Below are 17,416 nucleotides of genomic sequence, written 5' to 3' on the forward strand. Positions count from 1 at the left end.
AATGTCCACAACTCTTCACAGAGGTTGTAGATTACGTCTAGTGCTTTGTCAGACCCAGGAGTTCGGGTTGGTGATTGGCGCGATTTTTGGGAGACATTCGTTCACAAGGAGGTGTCCCATGACCAAGAAGTATCTTGTGCTTCTGACGGCGAAGTAACGCCGCGAGTTGCGGGATGTGGTCAAGAAGCTGGCGGGTTCGAGCCAGAAGGTTCGGCGCGCGCAGATGTTGCTGAAGGCCGATGCGGCCGGTCCGGACTGGACCGACAAGCGGATTGCCGAGGCCTTCGACAGCCGCACGCGAACCGTCGAGAAGCTGCGTGAGCGGTTTGTGAACGAGGGCTTCGGCGGGGCGGCGGCATGGACTGCGGTTATTTAGCGACCGCGAGGTAACGATGATTCCCGTCACCCCGCGGCTACGGCTTCGCGATCTTTAGCCTATCCAGCGTCAAGGTTCCGAGCCGCTGACGCGCGTCGTCGTCAATGGCAGGGACGGCAATTCTCCAAGCGGCGGACCGATCGGCCGCCGTTCGAGCAAGCTGGGAGATGCCGCATTGTTCGCCAGACGGCTTCGAGGCGATTGGCCCGCCGGGCAGGGCGGGGTTTACGTCTTATACAGAAGCCCCGGCGGAGCGAAGTCCAAGCCCGCGTCCCAAGCATCCATTGCCATCAGCAGCAACCGCGCCGAAAGCGCGGTCGATCGATCGCCGCACCGGGCGCCCTCTTCACCGCGCAAAATCGTGCGCGATTCAACGGGCGATCGAAATTCACGCAAGGGAAGTGACGCGAACATGTCATTCGCTTCGCGAATCAACAGCACCGCGCATCTAAACTCTAGTCGAGAGTCCGTCGTCCACTGCGAATACACCTCGCGAAATTCTTGAAAATCCTGGTCGCCTTTTGCAGCATGTCGTGCTGCAAGAGTGCGCATGTACTTGTGCATGTCGCCGGCAGCCATCGAAACCCCTTTTGGAAGCGACGTGAAAAAAGCCGAACCGCGAACTACAAAGTAAAGACACGGCGGCCCCGGACAATAGCCGTAGAAGCGGGGCCGGTGCGGCAGGATGACTAGATAACGCGGCACCCCCAGGAAGTGGCGGTAGAAATTGGGGCCGCCGCGGCAGTGGTTCAATAACGCGGCGGCCGGATCCCAGCCAATCAACGTTGCCTTGCGGCCGCCGCGTTAGTAGTGTAGGCGGAGTTTAGCGATGGATTGTGAAGACAATTGCAAGTTGCAAATGAAGAGTTGAGTTCTTTCCAAGCTGGTCTGTCCTGGCCGTGTCGCTAATACAGCTTCAAGCACGTGCTCCTCAAGCTGACGCCCCAGGGCCGCGTCGCCTTCAAGGCGAATGGCGTCCGCAGATTGACACTCTCGGTCCATCGACTCTCAGACGTCACGTGCTAGTTGAGGCATGTAAAGTTCGCCCACGACCGCGACGGCAGCGGCCTTTGGTTTCGTGGGATCGAGGCTCAGGATTTCCTTGGCCGTGACCATGACCACGTTCGGAGGCGGCGCGGTCGCGACGGACAGGTCCTGAAGGGACTTTTCCTGAGAGCTTGCATTGCGTACCACCGTGTAGACGATGCACGCAACCAAGAGCGCGAGGATAGGGAGCGTGGTTCTCGTGTCGTCATGGGGTCAGTTCGCTTGCCATTGGACTGCGGGGAGTACGGGCTCGTTCTCACGTGGGTCAAGCCGCACAGGCGGATGAACTCCTCAACATACTCGGCGGTGAACTGCGGGCCGTTGTCGCTGATGAACAGCGGCGTCGCATCTGGGAAGGCTTCACGCGCTCGCTGCAGGGAAGAACCCATGTCAGGCGCCATTCACAGTCGTCCGTGCCAACCCGCCGATAAGCGGGTAATCGAGTCATTCAATGGTCGACTACGGCAAGAATGCCTAAGCCAGCGCTGGTTCCAAGAACTAAAGGACGCCGTCGAGACAGTAAATTTCGAGATCCGCTGGCGACCCCTAGAACTGCACCGGGGCATTGCTATTTCAGCTATCACGCTCGCTCGTTAGACTTCGCGACCTAGACCCCCGACCGACGTGCCCAAGGAGGGGCTCGATCGTGGCCAAGAACCAAAAGCAGCGCGCACCCTATTTGCGGAAGCTGTTCTATTTGCTCGCAACGTTGATGACCGGTTCGGGCGCAGGTGGCTGGGCGTTTCCAGACCTGCCGGTACTGGGCCCCGCCGTCAAGTCAGTGATCCAGACGTTCCTAGCCGATCATGGCGTAGCGCTGCCCAACGTTGCGGGATCGCCGGGGGCAACCAGTTCATACCCGCCCGCCAACACTGGCGTCGTGCCGACTAATGGCGGCGCCGTTTCCCTTGTTTCGACCAACCAGCCAAACGCCCCACACGCCGGCGCGCCACAATCAGAAACCATCCTGATCGGTTCATTCAATATCCAAGTCTTTGGAACCTCGAAGCTTCAAAAGCAGGGCATTCCCGAAATTCTCGTCGCCGTCGTCCGCCGTTTCGACGTCCTAGCGATCCAAGAAATCCGTACTCAGGACGATCAGTTCCTTAATAAGTTTGTCCAAATGGTGAACGCCGAAGGCGCCAGGTATGCCTATGTGATTGGCCCCCGTTTGGGGCGATCCAATAGCACGGAACAATATGCCTTCCTCTACGACACGACGCGCATCGAAGTCCGTCCAGCGTCGGTGACGACTCTCAACGATCCCAACGACCTGTTGCATCGGGAGCCGTTCGTTGCCCAGTTCCGCGTTGTTGGCGTTCCTCCAGCTCAGGCCTTCAGCTTCTGGCTCATGGACGTCCATACCGATCCCGATGAAGTCGCAACCGAGCTCGACGTGCTGGCCGACGCCTTCCGAGTCATGCAGCAGCAGGGCGAAGACGATGTCATTTTGCTCGGCGATCTGAATGCTGATGAGCACCACCTGCGCGGCCTCGGTCAATTGCCGGGCATCAAGTACGCCATCGCGGGCGTGACCACCAACACGCGAGGCAACAAGGCGTACGACAACCTCTTGTTTGACTCACGGACAACGGTCGAGTACACAGGGCAAAGCGGCGTGTGGAATCTAATGACCAGCTTTGGGCTGACGCAAGATCAGGCGCTCGAGGTCTCGGATCATTTCCCTGTGGGAGGGCTTTTCTCGATCTACGAGGGAGGCGGAGCCCGGATTGCCGCCGGTCCCATGCAACCCCGCTAATGCTCCTGGCGAATACTCGCGACGGCGTCCCGGGCTAGTGACGCGAGTCGCGGGTCATGATCAGTCGTCAGCAATTGCAGCGATTCCAGCGCCGGCGCCGCGGGCGGCCCGATCTTCCCAAGCGCCCAGACCGATCGCTGACGCACGGCGGCGTGGGCGTGCCCCTGTGCCGCGACGATGAGTTGTTTCACCGCGGGCGCTGCCACGCTCTCCAACCGCCCAAGCAGCGTAGCGGCCCAGTAAGGCGCATCGAGCGTAGGACGGCTAAGAATTTTCGTGAGGGCGCCGACGGCGTCATCTTCGGGAGGGCCTAAGTCCTCTAGTGCCGCAGACGCAATATCTCGCGTTTCTTGATCGCCGTCGCAGGCCTCCACCAGGGCGACGGCGGCAGGCACGGCCTCCGAACCCATTTCCAGCAGTTGTTGCGCCGCATCGAGACGGTGCGGCGTCTCCGATTGAAGGAGCTTGATCAGAGATGATACGGAAGCGGACATACAGGACTCCTCAGGTAACCTGCTCCCAGGTTGGGAACCAATTAATAAGTTAGGGTTGTGCTTGTCTCAACGCCAGCCTGCTGCGATCGCCTCCGGCGCCGGCCGCTTCCGGTACGTCCGGTACGGGACTAACGTTTGAGTTTCAAGTTCACTCGCGTGAATTGTCGTTGAGCTTCATTGTTGCGGCGCCGTGCGAGGCTTCAGTTCGGCTCGGCGTCAACCGCCGTCGTCGTGCGGCAGCCGAGGGCTTGGTGCGGACGCTCGGTCGCATCGAAGCGGAAGGACGCCCCCAGACGCACGTCGGCCTCGCTGTCGTCGGCGTCGTCGTGCAGGTCGACCTCCTCGTACTTGACGCTCCGCCATCGCCTTACGACGCAGACGTCGCCAAGCGCTCACCCTGTGGCACGCGGCTTCGTCGGCAAATCACCAAACGAGCGTACGTCTGGGCAAGCGCATCGTGACGGCGACCGTCGTCTGCGCGGCCATGTTTCGTTGGCGGGCGGCCGTCAAGATTCGAGTCGATCGCCAGAGGTTTCAGCGCGCCGGGGATGCCGTGCGGCCGTCAAGATTCGAGTCGATCGCCAGAGGTTTCAGCGCGCCGGGGATGCCGTGGCGAGTGAGCGATCGAAGGTTGAAGCGGCGCGAGCCCAGAGATGAGCTTCCGTCACCGTCGCGCCCGAGCCTTCGCGACGCCAACAATGAGTGGCTCTCGAGAAGAGCCCGGTGTCCAAGCCTCAGACGACTACAGTTTCTCCGCTCGCCCTCAGTTGATCAGCGATGCGCGCTATCGCCGCTGCAATAAGTGCGGCGTCGTCGTCGGATTCACCGTATCGCTCGACAGTCTGATATTCTCCGCCGACGAAGACCTGCTTGAATGCCATGAGGGAGTAACGCCCGGCAGTTTTCGTGGCTGCCACCATGATCTGAGCGCTCGGATCGTCCGCGATCTCGACGCGAAAGATTTGTCCCATCTCGCTCTCACGGTCGTAGGGGAGTCCATTGCCCCGTTAAAAATCTTGACGCCAGAAATAACTTACCACCGGAACCATTCGGTTCAAGGTCGAGTGAAACCTTTGCCGCGCCGCGATGACTGTCGGCGACAGCAAGCATCAGCGCTCGGCGCCCGGATACCTGCCGCACTTCCGATGTTGACGGCTTCTCTGCTGCGCACAGCGTCGACGCCCTGGGCGAAGTCGCGAACGCATGAAGTGCGTCAGCATCGTCCCGGACGCGATTTGAGGAGGTTGGCGCTCCGTGGCCTGAGCGACGGTCCAGAACCGGAAAGGTCGCGGGAACGCGTTCGATCCCGTTGTCATGGAGAGCGAGTTTTTGAGCTCCCAATCGCGTCGATCGCGCAGCGCAGAATCGGATTGACTCGCCCCCAGCCCAATCGCTATCCTCTCGCCCGGCGGTCTCGTGGGGTAGGCATCCTCCTAGTGAACATCAGCTTGCACCGGCCGCCGCTCTCGCTCGTTTGGTTGGCCGCGGCGATTTTCGCCTGGCTGCCGGCGTCGCTTCGCGCTCAGCAGTGGTTGGGCGACGAGTTTCCAGTCAGTCTGGTCCCTCTGCCGGAGGTTGATCCAGCACCGCTGGCAGCCTTCGACCAGGCGCCTCTAGCGGACGATCTGCTCGAGCCGCCCCGATCTTCCCAGGCAGCTCGTTCGCTCGACGACGACATGGGACCTCCAGGAGAGGAGCGTTCCCCTTTTCGATCGCGAGTCTATTGGATCCCTACCCAAAAGGTTTTGAGCCAGCCGGACGACTGGTCTCAAGCTGGCGAGCAAATTAATCTCGCGGCGCCACTCTACATTGCACCTGGCGGGGGCAATCTCTGGCTGGCAACCGGCACGATTGACCATCTGTCGATCAATACGGGAGCCATCCTGCCCGATTCGCAGCTTCCTGTCCCGGACAATCTCTGGAAGATTGAAGGCGGCGCGATGAACTTTCGCGAGCTCGACAATGGTTGGAAAACCGCGGCAATCCTGACGATTGGTTCGGTCAGCGACCAGCCGTTTGACGCCCTGCGGGACATGACCGTGACGACGATCGGCTCGCTGGAGGTGCCTTACGCCGACCGTGACGCATGGAACTTCAGTTTCTTCTACTCGCCGACGTCGCAACTTCCTTATCCCTTGCCGGGCCTGGCCTATATCTGGCGACCTAGCGAAAAGCTTCGCGCCAACATCGGCATTCCATTTTCACTCCAATACCGTCCGACCGAGACATTCTCAATCGTCGCAAGTTACTTTCCGCTCACCGACGCCACTATCTTGGCGACACGGCAATTTAGCGACTCCTGGAGCGTCTATGGCGGCTATCAGGTCGTCAACGAAACTTATTGGCTCGCTGATCGTCTCGAAGAAAACCAACTCTTCTATACATTCGACCAACGTCTCACGTTGGGGCTGCGGCGAAAACTCGTGGGCGGGCTGAGCCTCGACTTCACCGCCGGCTACGTCTTCGACCGCGAGGTCTTTCAGGCCGATGGATTTTCGGATAACCGCCGCGACCGGATCAACATCGATCCAGGTGCGCTGGGGGCTGTCCAACTCATCTGGTCGCTGTAGCCGACGGCTCCCGTCTGGCGGAACGTTGCCGTTCGCTTCCGACAATAAGCCAGCCACTGGCGGAACGTCGCGGCCCGATGCGGCTACGGGAACGCTGGCGATGATTCCATACGCACCAGGATTCGCGCCAGCCTGGTGGCTGCGGTTGAACGTCAATTCCCGCTTCGTCAGGCTATCGAAAAGCGTGAGTTCCAACGGATTGACGCGGAGCTCAAACGACTGCAAACCGTTCATCAGCCGCGCAACGCTCAATCTGCGAAGAGCGTATCGCTCGACGCCCCCCAGCGCGGAAGATGGCCGGCGTTGAACATCACGACTATACTGTGGACAACTCATCGCCGGATGCAGCCCTAGCAGCGAGGCAGCTCGCGGCTTCCGGCGTTACTTTTCGCGGGCCGTGGCGCCGACGCCCAATTGCGGCCGGCCGCATCGTGGAGCATGGAATGAGAAGACGACGCAACCGACCGCTCTTGAATAGCCTCATCGCCGCTTCCTGTCGGCGACTTCGCATCGAGTCGCTCGAGTTGCGACAGCTGATGGCGGGCGATTCGTATCTGATCAATTTTCAATTCGACGAGGCGCCGTCGGTCACTCGTTATGCGCGCGACGTCGGCGCCGTGTTCGGCGATCGCGGCGATGGCCTTTCCTATGGCTGGTCTTCTGATCACACGGACGTCTCGCGGGACCGCAACGTTAATCCAGACCAACGACTCGATACGCTGATCCACTTCCACCAGGGGCAAAAATGGGAACTGTCGCTGCCCAATGGACTCTATGAGGTGACGGCGTCGATCGGCGACCCCGCAAACGCCAGCGCGCATACCCTCAACGTCGAAGGCGTCAACTATTGGAACGCTCTTGCGCTCGCGCCGAACGAATTTCGTCAGAAAACGCTCCAGGTCGCCGTCGTGGACGGTCTCCTGACGCTCGACCAAGGAGCTGCGGCCGAAAAGGCAACGCGCATTAATTACGTGCAGATCGTCGGGCTGCCCAGCGGACCCAATGCATCTCCCGCCGCGCCGACGGTTACAGAACCATCGGTTGACGGACTCGTCGTCAATCCGGGCGACGTCCATATGGAGTCGATCGGCTTCGTCGACGGGGACGGCGACGGGCACAAGTCGACCGATTGGGAGATTCTCTCCACCGGTCCCGGCGCTCAAGTGGTTTGGCAGACCCTGGGCATCGAAGGCGTCGAGCGCGTCCACACGCATCTGGGCGACGGCAATTTCATCAACTCGCATGCCGGTCGCACGGCGCTGTTGCCGGACACGGACTATCAGTTGCGCGTCCGCTTTCGCGATGATGCGGGATCAGTAAGCGGTTACGGCCTGCGCACCTTTCGCACGGGGCCGGCTTCCGCCACGTTCCCGCTGGAAGTCGTCGACGTCGCCGTCAGCCCGACGCCGACTTGGGTGCAAGCCGCGTCGGCGGCAAACGTCATTTTGCCGGCGGCGAGCCCCAGTCAGTCGGAGCTGCGGTTGGAGTCCGCGGCGGGCGCGCTGTTGCTCAAGCTGGCCGCGTTCAACGGCACGTCGAATTTGATGACCAATCCTGCGACGCTCCCCGACCACGCCGAAGTGCGCGTCGTCGTCGTCGCCGGGTCGAGCGGATTGAGTCTCGGTCAGACGAATCTCTCCTTCAGCGACGAGCATAGCGGTCAGCACACGTTGTTTCTGCCGGCAATCAATCTGGCGGCGAACCAGCGACTCGATCTCTGGGTGGCCGCCGACGGCGCGACGTACCTGGGAAGCGCAGGGCAGACGACGCCCGATTTCTCGACGCTGGCGCGGCCGAGCGAAGGTTCGGTCAACATCCCCTTCAGCGCTATTCCGCCCGGATATGCGATCGACGTCGTCGCCGGCGGGCTCCAACTGCCGACAAACATCGCCTTCGTGCCGAATCCGGGCCCCAATCCGAGCGACCCCTACTTTTACGTCACCGAGTTGTATGGCTCCATCAAAGTGGTGTCGCGCAATTTCAACGTGAGCAACTACGCCACTGGACTGCTCAATTTCAGCCCAACGGGCAGTTTTCCGGGCTCAGGCGAGCAGGGGCTGGCGGGGATCGCCGTCGATCCGGCGACGGGCGACGTTTTCGCAACCCGGGTGACGGCCACCAATCCGGCGGATCCCAATGGCGCCCATCACCCGCAAGTGCTCCGGTTTACCAGCGCCGACGGCGGTCGGACGGCGTCAAGCACGACGGTGATTCGAAATATGGTCGGCGAGAGCCAAGGCCAGTCGCACCAGATTTCGAACCTGACAATCGGCCCGGACGGCAAGTTGTACGTCCATAACGGCGATGGATTCGACGCCGCGACGGCCCAAAATCTGGATTCTTATCGCGGCAAGGTGTTGCGGATGAACCTGGACGGCTCGGCCCCGGCTGACAATCCCTTCTATAGCGCCGCCAACGGAATCAACGCCCGCGATTACGTCTACGCCTACGGGCTGAGAAATCCCTTCGGCGGAGCCTGGCGCGCTGCCGACGGAAAACACTACGAAGTAGAAAACGGTCCGAGCATTGATCGCCTCGCCAAGATCCTGCCTGGCGTCAACTACGGCTGGAACGGGACCGACGCATCGATGGCGATCAACGCCATCTACAACTGGAGTCCTGCCCATGCGCCGGTGAACATCGCCTTCGTTCAGGGCGAAACCTTCGCCGGCAGCCAATTTCCGCCGTCCCAATGGGACCGCGCGTTCGTCGCCGAGTCGGGACCGACGTACGGATTGGGGCCTCAATCGCTAGGCAAGAAAATCGTCCAATTTCAGCTCGATGCCAGCGGCAATCGGCTCGGCGGCCCCACGGTCATCGTGAACTACACCGGCAGCGGCCGCGGGACGGTGGTTGGTTTGGCGGCCGGCCCTGATGGACTGTACTTCACGGAACTCTACAAAGATCTCGACGCCGCCTCGCCCATCGAAGCGGGCGCTCGGGTGTTTCGACTGCGCTACGTCGGTCAGGCGGGCGGCGATTACGACTACGATGGCGACGCCGATGGAGCGGACTTTTTGAAGTGGCAGCGCACGCTCGGTTCGACGACCGACCTCACGGCCGACGGCGATCGCAGCCGCATCGTCGACGTGGCGGACCTCAACGCGTGGAAATCCGCGTTCAGTTCGCCGGCCGCGCCGGCCGCTGCCAGTACGGCGTCTGCCGCAGCCGTCGCTCTCCAGCCAGCGACGAGCTCCGTCGGCGATTCGCCGTACGCCAGCCTGGCCTCGGCAGGCGCTCCCCAATTGATTCCCTCAGCACTCCGGGGAGGACCTTCCAAACCGATCCTCAAGGAGCGTCTGAGTTATCAGGCGGCCAGCCGAGCGGGACTCGCCGCCGTGCGCGACCACGCACTTGAGTTGCTTGCCGGCGGCGACGACATCGACCGAACGTGGTCGGCCGTCCGATTGCGACCAGCAGGCCCGTCGTCCTGCTGGGACGCGCGGGCGCTGGATGAATGGGCCAGCGCTAGTGACTTGTCCCACGACGCAGAGGCCAGCTTTTAGTTCGGCCTGACGTGCTCCTGCGCCCCAGTTCACGATGCGGGCGAGCATCCCGTCGCTGCTTCCGCGAGCGTCTCGTGGGCGGGGACCTCAATGGCCGCGCTCGCTGGAGCGGTGACCGAAGACATTTCAGAAGCGCTTCGAGGACCTCGCTGCGGCGCGAAGAGTGACGACGCGCCGCAAGATCAGCCGCTTCCCGCAGACTGCGCGCGATTTTGTCGCTGCTGGGGACACGTCGTCAACGTGTGCGCGACGGCGTGACGCGTGCGCTCTAGCTCTGGTCCCCGGTCCGCGGGAAGATCACGATGGCACGTCGTTAGGGACTGAAAGCGAGCAACGCGACAGCGGAGAAATGAGCTTGGCCAGCGGTTCGAAGAGAATGTCCGGCGGGCAATCTGGATCGCTTGTCAGAATGTCGATGTGATCGCCGCGCTTCGCGGCTCGAAATTTACAGCCGCGATAATAGAACGAGATCGCGTCAGCGGTCGCTGGATCGAAGCTGCCGCAAAGTGCGTGGCGGAGCTTGCGTATCTCTTCGTGGACCGGCTCCAAATCGCTGAACGGCAGTTCAGCGAGCACGACCCAAACGTCGGGTTGCCCATTGGCGTTGCTGATCAGCGTCGTGTCCATGGGGGTGGTCCAAGGGGTGATGGGGCCTACTGTATTCTATGGCGCTTTTCGCACACCTCCGCACGCTCACGTCTTAGAACACGAGCCCCAACCCGAGTAATCGAACCCTCCGCGCTAGGCCCGATCGCTACCATCGCGACGACCGGCAGCGGGGCTCGCATTTTCCGGATCGTCAACTCACCCTTACGGTCGGCTTGGGTGTGATCGACGACCCCGCCGTCCGCCGGGGGCCGGCGAGGGGGTGAATTGCGGCCAAAGAGAGCGGATGATGATTCCGCGTGCCACCCCGGATTTCTCCGGGGAAAGCAACGGCTCCAAGCAGAGCGCAGCGACGGTCGACTGCAATGTGAGGAGTCGTCGTCGTTGACTCGAGATTATTAACGGTTCAAGTTAGAGGTGGCCCGCGCCGCGCGCGAACGACTCGGGACGCGGGCGTGATGGCCAGTGTCGGGGCGCGGGAAGTGCGAGACGCAAAGCCGAAGATCCTTCCAATTCATTTGTCAGCGAATTTACGAAGGTAATATTCGAAGTCGCCTAACGCGGCGACTAGGCGCCCTTGTCCATCGACTTCTTGATGAAGCCAATGATCGCCGTCAGCAGCGCGCCGCCGATTGCCGCCGCGCCGCCGTTGCCGGCAATCTCGCCTCCAGTTCCTGCACCGAGGACCTTCTCGATCAGCCCGGCGTAGTCTGCCAGCTGTCCGCCGCCGACGCCGCCTAGAATGCCCACGATCGTGGCAACGACTTTGCTGATGTTGATGTTCTTCAGCGCGGCCGCGGCGCCGTTGCCGCCGAGGGCTCCACCGATGACTTGCATGATGAGCGGGAGGAGTTGTTCCATCGTCGTAAACCTTTAGAACTGTTGAGGGAGAGGAGAAACGCGAGATCGCCTGGCCGGGAGCTAAGCGCCGACCGTCCGATTCCCGCGCCACGGCAGGCATCGTCCGGCTCGTCTCTAGCATATCCCATAATTTCCCACTTGGACGAGGCCTGGAAGCGATCCAGAATCGAATTCGCCAATATCTCAAAAAACGGCGCCCCCGCGTCTATCACCCCGTGAATTTCCGACCATTTTCTCGCCCGCGGATTGGGTTCCTGAGTTCCGGCAGTCGGAGCCATGCCGCGCAAGGCGCCTCTGAGTGCTTCGACGCCGGAATTGATATTTCGACCCTGGCCCGACCGCTCGAGCGCCGGCAACTTCAACCCTTGCGACCAGTCGAGCGAGCTGACGCTCGCCGTAACGCTTTCGACGCGTGGCGTGGGTCCCCTATTGCCTTGCTCGGGGATTTTGAATCGCCTCCTACCCTTCCATCAATTGGAAACCTGGAGAGCAGCCTCCACGTCCTTAAGTCGTCCTCAAGCCGCCACGAGCGCTACCAGGCCGTCTTTCCCGTTCGGACATTCGCCAGTCTGTGGCCCTAGCCGGCCCGCGCGCGAATTGGGGCGTCTGTTGCGGTCGGGCTTTAGACGCGCGAATGCGACGCACGCCCGTTCGCTGGAGCGGACGGGGCTATGGCGGCAAATGATTGCAACGCCCCTCTCATTCCTGCGGGAGGCGAAGGCGGGGTGAGGAGCCTACGACTCGACGTCGTAGTCGTCTCGCCAACGCCGACCATGCGGAGTCTTGAAGACGATTCCGAACGCGGAAAGCACGGCGATGATGATCATTTGCGGTGCGTAAAGGACCAAGTCCCGCGGTGCTCCGGCCGCCGTTCTTGCGGGCGAATCTGCTCGATTTGCTCAGCGCCGTAACACATAGCCTAAAAATCCACTTGTTACTGAGGTGAGGTTGAGCATGCTGCTCGCCGCCGCCGAGGCCCGCCAGCCACTTCTACTCGAAAAGGACTCCCGCCATGTTCTCCCGCCTGCTCGCCGGTCTCGATCGTTCACGCAAACTCAACCAGCGCCGTTCGAGCGGACAGACTCGGATGACGTTCGAGTCGCTCGAAAATCGCATCGTCATGTCGGCCAACGCTGGAGTACTTCCGGAGATCCAAGGGGCGACAACCGTCGCCGTCGCGCCGCAGCTTCCCGCTTCGCCGTTCACTTACGACGCGGCCACTAAGTCGGTCCGCATCGCCGGCGACTCAGGAGAGAACTGGGGTTCTGCCCGCGTCGACGGCAAGGGGACCACAAGCCTGTTCGACGACGTGCTGACGGTGAGCGTTAATCGCGGTGGGATGACTTTCTTCTCCCAACAATTCAATCTCTACAACGCCAACGGCACGGCGGCGGTTGCAGCTCTGAGCTTCTCGGGCGGCGACGGCAACGACACCTTCAACAACGCCACTTCGCTCCCGGCGACAATCAAGGGCGAGGCCGGCAACGACACGCTGTACGGCGGTTCGTCCCGTGACACGATTGAAGGGGGCGACGGCAACGACTACATCCAGGGCAGCGGGAGCGACGATGTCTTGATTGGGGGCGCCCACGCAGACCGGATCTTCGGTGGCGCGGGACATGACACGATCGACGCCGGCGGCGGCGAAGATTACGTCGAAGACTACGAAGGCAATAACAACGTCGACGGCGGCTCCGAACGAGACGTGATCGTGACCGGCGTCGGCAACGATACGATCGCGGGCGGGGAAGGCGACGACGAGATCAATGCCGGCGACGGCTTGAATGTGGTTCGCGGCAGCGGCGGCAACGACATCATTCGGGGTGGACGCGACTTCGATACGATCTACGGCGACGCAGGCGTCGACCAGATCTGGGGTTCTTACGGCGACGACCTGCTCGACGGAGGTAACGACACCGACTACCTGTACGGCGGTTGGGGGCATGACTCGCTGTTCGGTCGCGGGGGCAACGACTTCCTCTACGGCGGCGGCGGCGACGACGCGCTGCTGGGCGGCGACGACGACGACCTGCTCCACGGCGAAGCTGGCAACGACATGGTCCTGGGCGGCAACGGCCACGACACTGTTTGCGGCGACGAGGGAAACGACATCCTGAGCGGCGGCGACGGCACGTTCTCCGCGACCGAGGGCTTTCGGTTGTCGCCGATCAGCGATTGGAACTTGGATGAGCTGTGGGGCGGCAAAGGCAACGACACTTTCTGGGTAGCCGATAAGAAGTTTCCTTGGCTGTGGCTGGATTCAGCCGAAGACGCCGCGGCTGGGGATATCGTCCATGAGGCAGGCTGGACCAGTGTTGAGGGGCACGTGCCGACCTTCGAGTACGGCCATCTGAAGGGCAAGAGATAGCTCGGTAGAGTGACTGGGAAGGATGCTGCCCACGCAACGTCGACGTCGATACTCGCACCAAAAGCGGCCGGCGCATGGAACTGATCCCCGCGCCGACCGTTGTCCTACCACTAGGCGCGTCGTGCCACGAATGCGGCTGCCAACGTCCCTAACAGAACGAGCGTTACCGTCGAAGGCTCGGGGATGGCCTGAAACGATACTCTGAGCACCGGCGTATTCGTTGAAAGTAGAGAACTGTCAAAGACGTAACCGGCCGCCGTCGTTAGTCCGTTGAACGCCGATAGATCGGCGAAATTGAACGTGACCGGTAAGTTCTCATTCTCACGTTGATCGTTCACGCCACCGACCAAAAAGGCCGCATTCGCTGGGTTCTCCGTCTCAGAGCCGGCGTCCCAAATCCGGCTCGCATCCTCCGTAAAGCTAGCTAACGTCACGTTTCCGTTGGCGTCCAAGACTTCAAATGCAATCGGACTGGCGTTCCCCAGAAAATGGTCGTTGCTTGGCACGACCATCGTGCCGAAGGTAAAGAACCGGTTCGTCGGATCGACGTCAATCACTGTGGAACTTATCTGGCCTGGCAGAATTGGCGGAATGGTCGGGCCAAGAATGCTACTGAGGTCCGCGTTCGGTTCGGCTGTCTGAAAAGCGGGGAACCAATTGGAGCCTGAGCCACCCTCGGCTATTGTCACGATGGGGGCCTGGGCGATGCTGGCAGCGCCGAGTAGGAAAGCAGTTTGATTGTTGTCGAACGAGTCGAACGTTCCATTGCCGAAGCCGAATCGGAACGGAGCGAGCGCGATGCTGTTCGCGGGGGCTAGATTTTCTACGGTCACTCGTACTTGCACCGCGAGCAGCGGACGACATGACGTTATGTACGAGATCCCAAATACAGTTGCCAATAAGAAGCACCTTGAGCAATTCATCGAAACTTCCTCTGAGGGTGACGCATGCCGCCAAGAGATCACGATGGTGCAATACAATTGCCCCGTGTGGCGATTGCCAGTTCGACGCCTTGAAGAACTGCGGATTACAGAAAATCCGCCTTGCTCGATCTATTTGACGGCTTTAGGAGGCGTCGCTCGAAAGTCTCAAGGGTGGCTGGAGGAGGAATGTGGAGTGGAACCGCACTCATTCCCGGCTATCGGCTTCCCGCGCTTCCGTAAGAAGTCGCCTGATTTGAATCTTTCGATCCGGCGAAAGTGACGAGGCGCTGCGAAACCATTCTTGTCGGAGGGCTGCAGGCATGTTCTCGATGAAGCTGCGAATCAAGCGGCATTCATCAGCGAAGCGACGACACGCAGTGCACAGAACTGTGTGCAAACGCAGGGCCCAGCGCTCCCGACGCGTCAATTCGCGGTCGAGTGACTCGGAAATGAGTCGAGAGGCTTCACGACAAGTGCCGCCGAGTAGTGGAAGATTGGGCTCCGTACTCAAGCTGTTCCTCCACGTTCGCTTCGGAACCAATTCTTTTCTAAGCATTGTTTGAGAAGGAGTCGCGCTCGGTGCAATCGAACGGCAAAGTTCCTTCGAGTAACTCCAACCGTCGCACAAGCATCCTCGACGGATGTCATTCCGAGCTCGCGAAGCTGGAACGCCTGACCAAGATGGCTGGGAAGGCCAGACATGCATTCGTGAAAGATGTTCCAGAATTCTGCGTCTTCGGCCAGATCTTTCGGCGCTGCTTGCCACTTCATGGGGGAGTTTGACCACTTCCCGCTAGCTAGGAACGGGTCGCCGGCGGGCCCAAGCGACTCCGCATCGAGGTCTGGAGATCGACTGCGTTTGCGATAGTAGTCGACGATCTTTCGTCGCAGGATGGCGACGAGCCAAGTGCCGAAGGCGGATTCTCCGTTAAATTGTGCGCGGTGTCGAAATGCCGACAGGAGCGTTTCCTGCACTAAGTCTTCGGCCAACTCCCGGTTCATGACTCGACCGCTGGCGTACCTAAAAAGTCCATCGCCATATCGGCCGACCCATTCGGCCGGATCGCCGTGGGCTGCAGCCAAGTCAATCGGATTCGGGTTGGGTGATCGCATGGGAAAAAATCGAGCTGATGGCTGATTCGCGTTAGTTAGACGCCAGCTGGCAGCGTCGATTACCAAGTATTTGCTGAACAAACTACGCAGGGGGTGGCGGGCCTGTTGCCGGGGAACGGGGCAAACTGGGGGACAGCCTGTCGCTAAGGCACGGCATGCAGAGCCGTCCAGAGACGCCTCAACCCTCGCCGAGGCAAGGGTTGTGGCAACCAGAGTCAAGTTGAGTCACAAACTGTCGCGGCGGCGGGAATCGAACGGGGGATTCGACTCTCCCAACGTTAGTGCAGACCTTGCTCGCTATCATGATGGGCGCTGGCGTCTACATGCTGCCTTAGGCGCCCTATCATGACCCGCCCCCGCGGGCGCTCACTCATCCTGTCTCCATGTCAATCTCGACCGTTAGGGGATGACGCTCCATTCGACCAATGGCAGACCGCGGCCGCCGGCAAACGGACGGTCGACCATCGTGCCGGCGACGAGCTGATGTTCGAGCAGCGGTGGGAGAGGACTGTGGAAATGGAGGTCTTCACCGGTTGGTGGTTCACAGGCGAGCAGCTTCCGCCTTACGCAATGGGCGGCGACGGCTACGTCTACCGCCCCGTGCCCCAGCCCGACTCGTTGCCGAAAACCGCTCGCATTGGGTCGAAACGAACTCGCGAGAAAGTGGCACCAGTGAGAACGGAATCCCGTGCGTGAACTCACCATACTGGGTGGAGTCGCTTGATGTTTCTAATCGGGACATTCTAATGGTTGGCGAGCGCCGCGACGCTTGTGGGGCACACTATCGACTCCAGCGTCTGCGGCTGGCCGGATGCCAGCTATCCATTGGTCTCGGTCGTATGGCCCAGCAATTTCATGCCGTGAGAAGAGTCGGCCCGGTCGCCGCCCTGGCGTTCTTCGTGTTCGGCCCGCTGCTAGGCGTCATTGTGTTCGTCGCGGGAGCTTCGACCGAGGTCCTACGTGCCCGCGCGTTGGGCGCGCCGGAACGTGCCCGAGGCACCGTCTACGGCATGGAAGTCTCTGAGTATGCTGCCCTGATGCTCGCCATCGGCCTGAGTGCCAGCGCGGCGGCGACCCTCGTGTATGGCGGTACGATTGAGGAAGAATTCGTCACGAGACGTGACGAGGAAGATGATTCACGTCCCAGGCCAGTCGCCGTGCCCTCGTTGCATGCCATGGGGCTCGCGCCGTCCGCCACGCATGAAGACGTCGAACGAGCGTACCGCGAGCTTGAGTTAAAATTGCGTCCTGATCGTGGCGGCGACGGCACGGCGTATAGACGTCTTCAGCGGAACTACGAGCTGGCCAAGAGGTTTGTTGAGCAAAGACAGCGAGTGATGCCGGGCCGTCAAATGGATTCTTCACGCTAAAACGCTACCGCCCCCCGCGCCCCGGCCGCAAACTCCCCGAGTAGAAGCACGAAGTTTTGTCTAGCAGTCGTCGTTTCGTCTAGACTGGTCGGTCAGGTGTGTCGTTCGCTCACGTTCACCTAAAGATCTGGTATGACGTACTTCGTACTCGCTCTCGTGATAATCGCGGTCGTAGTCGCGGTCGTAGTGGGGACAATCCAGCGACGAAGCTTCGAGTCTAAATTCCCGCCGATATCCGACAATGAGTTCGTCGAGCTTTGCGGGCCGGGTACTAACCGAGACGTCGCCTTAAGGGTTCGACGAATCGTCGCCGACCAGCTTGGCGTCGAATACGATCGTATCCACCCGTCTTGTAGCTTCGTCGGTGATTTAGGGTGCGACTGACGGGGATTGAAATCATCGACTGCGTCGGGGCGGATTCGC

At 60.9% G+C, this 17,416-nt stretch carries 17 protein-coding genes and 1 pseudogene; 9 read left to right on the forward strand and 9 right to left on the reverse strand.

Annotated features, from left to right (window positions below; all coding sequences use genetic code 11):
* The first annotated feature begins 175 nt into the window (after positions 1 to 175).
* Positions 176 to 376: a helix-turn-helix domain-containing protein gene (locus I41_RS11520; RefSeq protein ID WP_145432741.1), complete on the forward strand. Its 201-nt coding sequence runs from the start codon at positions 176 to 178 to the stop codon at positions 374 to 376.
* Between the two features lie 225 nt (positions 377 to 601).
* Here I41_RS11520 and I41_RS11525 read toward each other — a convergent pair whose 3' ends face one another.
* On the reverse strand, positions 602 to 1,159 hold the full coding sequence (locus tag I41_RS11525; protein WP_145432743.1) for a hypothetical protein: 558 nt from the start codon (positions 1,157 to 1,159) through the stop codon (positions 602 to 604).
* 225 nt (positions 1,160 to 1,384) lie between these two features.
* Positions 1,385 to 1,594 carry a hypothetical protein gene (locus I41_RS27995; protein WP_168206566.1) on the reverse strand — a complete coding sequence of 70 codons (210 nt, stop codon included), beginning with the start codon at positions 1,592 to 1,594 and terminating at the stop codon, positions 1,385 to 1,387.
* A gap of 234 nt (positions 1,595 to 1,828) precedes the next feature.
* Between I41_RS27995 and I41_RS28000 the strand changes: the two are divergent.
* Together I41_RS28000 and I41_RS11540 are read left to right on the forward strand one after the other, a co-directional pair.
* Positions 1,829 to 1,933, forward strand: a pseudogene (locus I41_RS28000) (integrase core domain-containing protein); the annotation flags it as partial.
* Between the two features lie 136 nt (positions 1,934 to 2,069).
* On the forward strand, positions 2,070 to 3,182 hold the full coding sequence (locus I41_RS11540; RefSeq protein WP_145432747.1) for an endonuclease/exonuclease/phosphatase family protein: 1,113 nt from the start codon (positions 2,070 to 2,072) through the stop codon (positions 3,180 to 3,182).
* Here I41_RS11540 and I41_RS11545 read toward each other — a convergent pair.
* A complete protein-coding gene (locus I41_RS11545; RefSeq protein WP_145432749.1) occupies positions 3,179 to 3,676 on the reverse strand; it encodes a HEAT repeat domain-containing protein in 498 nt (165 codons plus the stop codon). The genes I41_RS11540 and I41_RS11545 overlap by 4 nt on opposite strands.
* Positions 3,677 to 3,843: 167 nt before the next feature.
* Here I41_RS11545 and I41_RS11550 point away from each other — a divergent pair, with 167 nt between their 5' ends.
* Complete coding sequence (locus I41_RS11550; RefSeq protein WP_145432751.1) at positions 3,844 to 4,137, forward strand: hypothetical protein; 294 nt, start codon at positions 3,844 to 3,846, stop codon at positions 4,135 to 4,137.
* Positions 4,138 to 4,410: 273 nt separating this feature from the next.
* On the opposite strand, the gene I41_RS11555 is transcribed toward I41_RS11550, so the two are convergent.
* A complete protein-coding gene (locus I41_RS11555) occupies positions 4,411 to 4,647 on the reverse strand; it encodes a hypothetical protein (protein ID WP_145432753.1) in 237 nt (78 codons plus the stop codon).
* 465 nt (positions 4,648 to 5,112) lie between these two features.
* On the opposite strand from I41_RS11555, the gene I41_RS11560 reads away from it, so the two are divergent.
* Together I41_RS11560 and I41_RS11565 are read left to right on the forward strand one after the other, a co-directional pair.
* Positions 5,113 to 6,246, forward strand: coding sequence for a TonB-dependent receptor (locus tag I41_RS11560; protein ID WP_145432755.1), 1,134 nt, complete (start codon positions 5,113 to 5,115; stop codon positions 6,244 to 6,246).
* Positions 6,247 to 6,689: 443 nt separating this feature from the next.
* Complete coding sequence (locus I41_RS11565) at positions 6,690 to 9,752, forward strand: PQQ-dependent sugar dehydrogenase (protein ID WP_210421169.1); 3,063 nt, start codon at positions 6,690 to 6,692, stop codon at positions 9,750 to 9,752.
* A 297-nt stretch (positions 9,753 to 10,049) separates the two neighbouring features.
* Here I41_RS11565 and I41_RS11570 read toward each other — a convergent pair whose 3' ends face one another.
* Together I41_RS11570 and I41_RS11575 are read right to left on the reverse strand one after the other, a co-directional pair.
* Positions 10,050 to 10,379: a hypothetical protein gene (locus I41_RS11570; RefSeq protein WP_145432757.1), complete on the reverse strand. Its 330-nt coding sequence runs from the start codon at positions 10,377 to 10,379 to the stop codon at positions 10,050 to 10,052.
* 546 nt (positions 10,380 to 10,925) lie between these two features.
* Positions 10,926 to 11,219: a hypothetical protein gene (locus I41_RS11575; protein WP_145432758.1), complete on the reverse strand. Its 294-nt coding sequence runs from the start codon at positions 11,217 to 11,219 to the stop codon at positions 10,926 to 10,928.
* Between the two features lie 1,012 nt (positions 11,220 to 12,231).
* On the opposite strand from I41_RS11575, the gene I41_RS11580 reads away from it, so the two are divergent.
* Positions 12,232 to 13,587, forward strand: a complete 1,356-nt coding sequence (locus I41_RS11580; protein WP_145432760.1) for a calcium-binding protein — start codon at positions 12,232 to 12,234, stop codon at positions 13,585 to 13,587.
* Positions 13,588 to 13,697: 110 nt separating this feature from the next.
* Here I41_RS11580 and I41_RS11585 read toward each other — a convergent pair whose 3' ends face one another.
* From I41_RS11585 to I41_RS28540, 3 genes are all read right to left on the reverse strand, one after another.
* The gene (locus I41_RS11585) at positions 13,698 to 14,510 is read right to left on the reverse strand and encodes a spondin domain-containing protein (protein ID WP_145432762.1); all 813 of its coding nucleotides are present in this window, start codon (positions 14,508 to 14,510) and stop codon (positions 13,698 to 13,700) included.
* A gap of 205 nt (positions 14,511 to 14,715) precedes the next feature.
* Positions 14,716 to 15,066, reverse strand: a complete 351-nt coding sequence (locus tag I41_RS28535; protein ID WP_145432764.1) for a zf-HC2 domain-containing protein — start codon at positions 15,064 to 15,066, stop codon at positions 14,716 to 14,718.
* The gene (locus tag I41_RS28540) at positions 15,018 to 15,623 is read right to left on the reverse strand and encodes a sigma-70 family RNA polymerase sigma factor (protein ID WP_145432766.1); all 606 of its coding nucleotides are present in this window, start codon (positions 15,621 to 15,623) and stop codon (positions 15,018 to 15,020) included. The genes I41_RS28535 and I41_RS28540 overlap by 49 nt, the downstream gene beginning before the upstream one ends.
* 345 nt (positions 15,624 to 15,968) lie before the next feature.
* Here I41_RS28540 and I41_RS11600 point away from each other — a divergent pair, with 345 nt between their 5' ends.
* Positions 15,969 to 16,319 (forward strand): hypothetical protein, encoded by a 351-nt coding sequence (locus tag I41_RS11600; protein ID WP_145432768.1) that lies wholly within the window; start codon positions 15,969 to 15,971, stop codon positions 16,317 to 16,319.
* Positions 16,316 to 16,993 carry a J domain-containing protein gene (locus I41_RS11605; RefSeq protein WP_145432771.1) on the forward strand — a complete coding sequence of 226 codons (678 nt, stop codon included), beginning with the start codon at positions 16,316 to 16,318 and terminating at the stop codon, positions 16,991 to 16,993. The genes I41_RS11600 and I41_RS11605 overlap by 4 nt, the downstream gene beginning before the upstream one ends.
* The last annotated feature ends 423 nt before the right edge of the window (positions 16,994 to 17,416 follow it).

The organism is Lacipirellula limnantheis, from assembly GCF_007746075.1.
GTDB classification, from domain to species: Bacteria; Planctomycetota; Planctomycetia; order Pirellulales; family Lacipirellulaceae; genus Lacipirellula; species Lacipirellula limnantheis.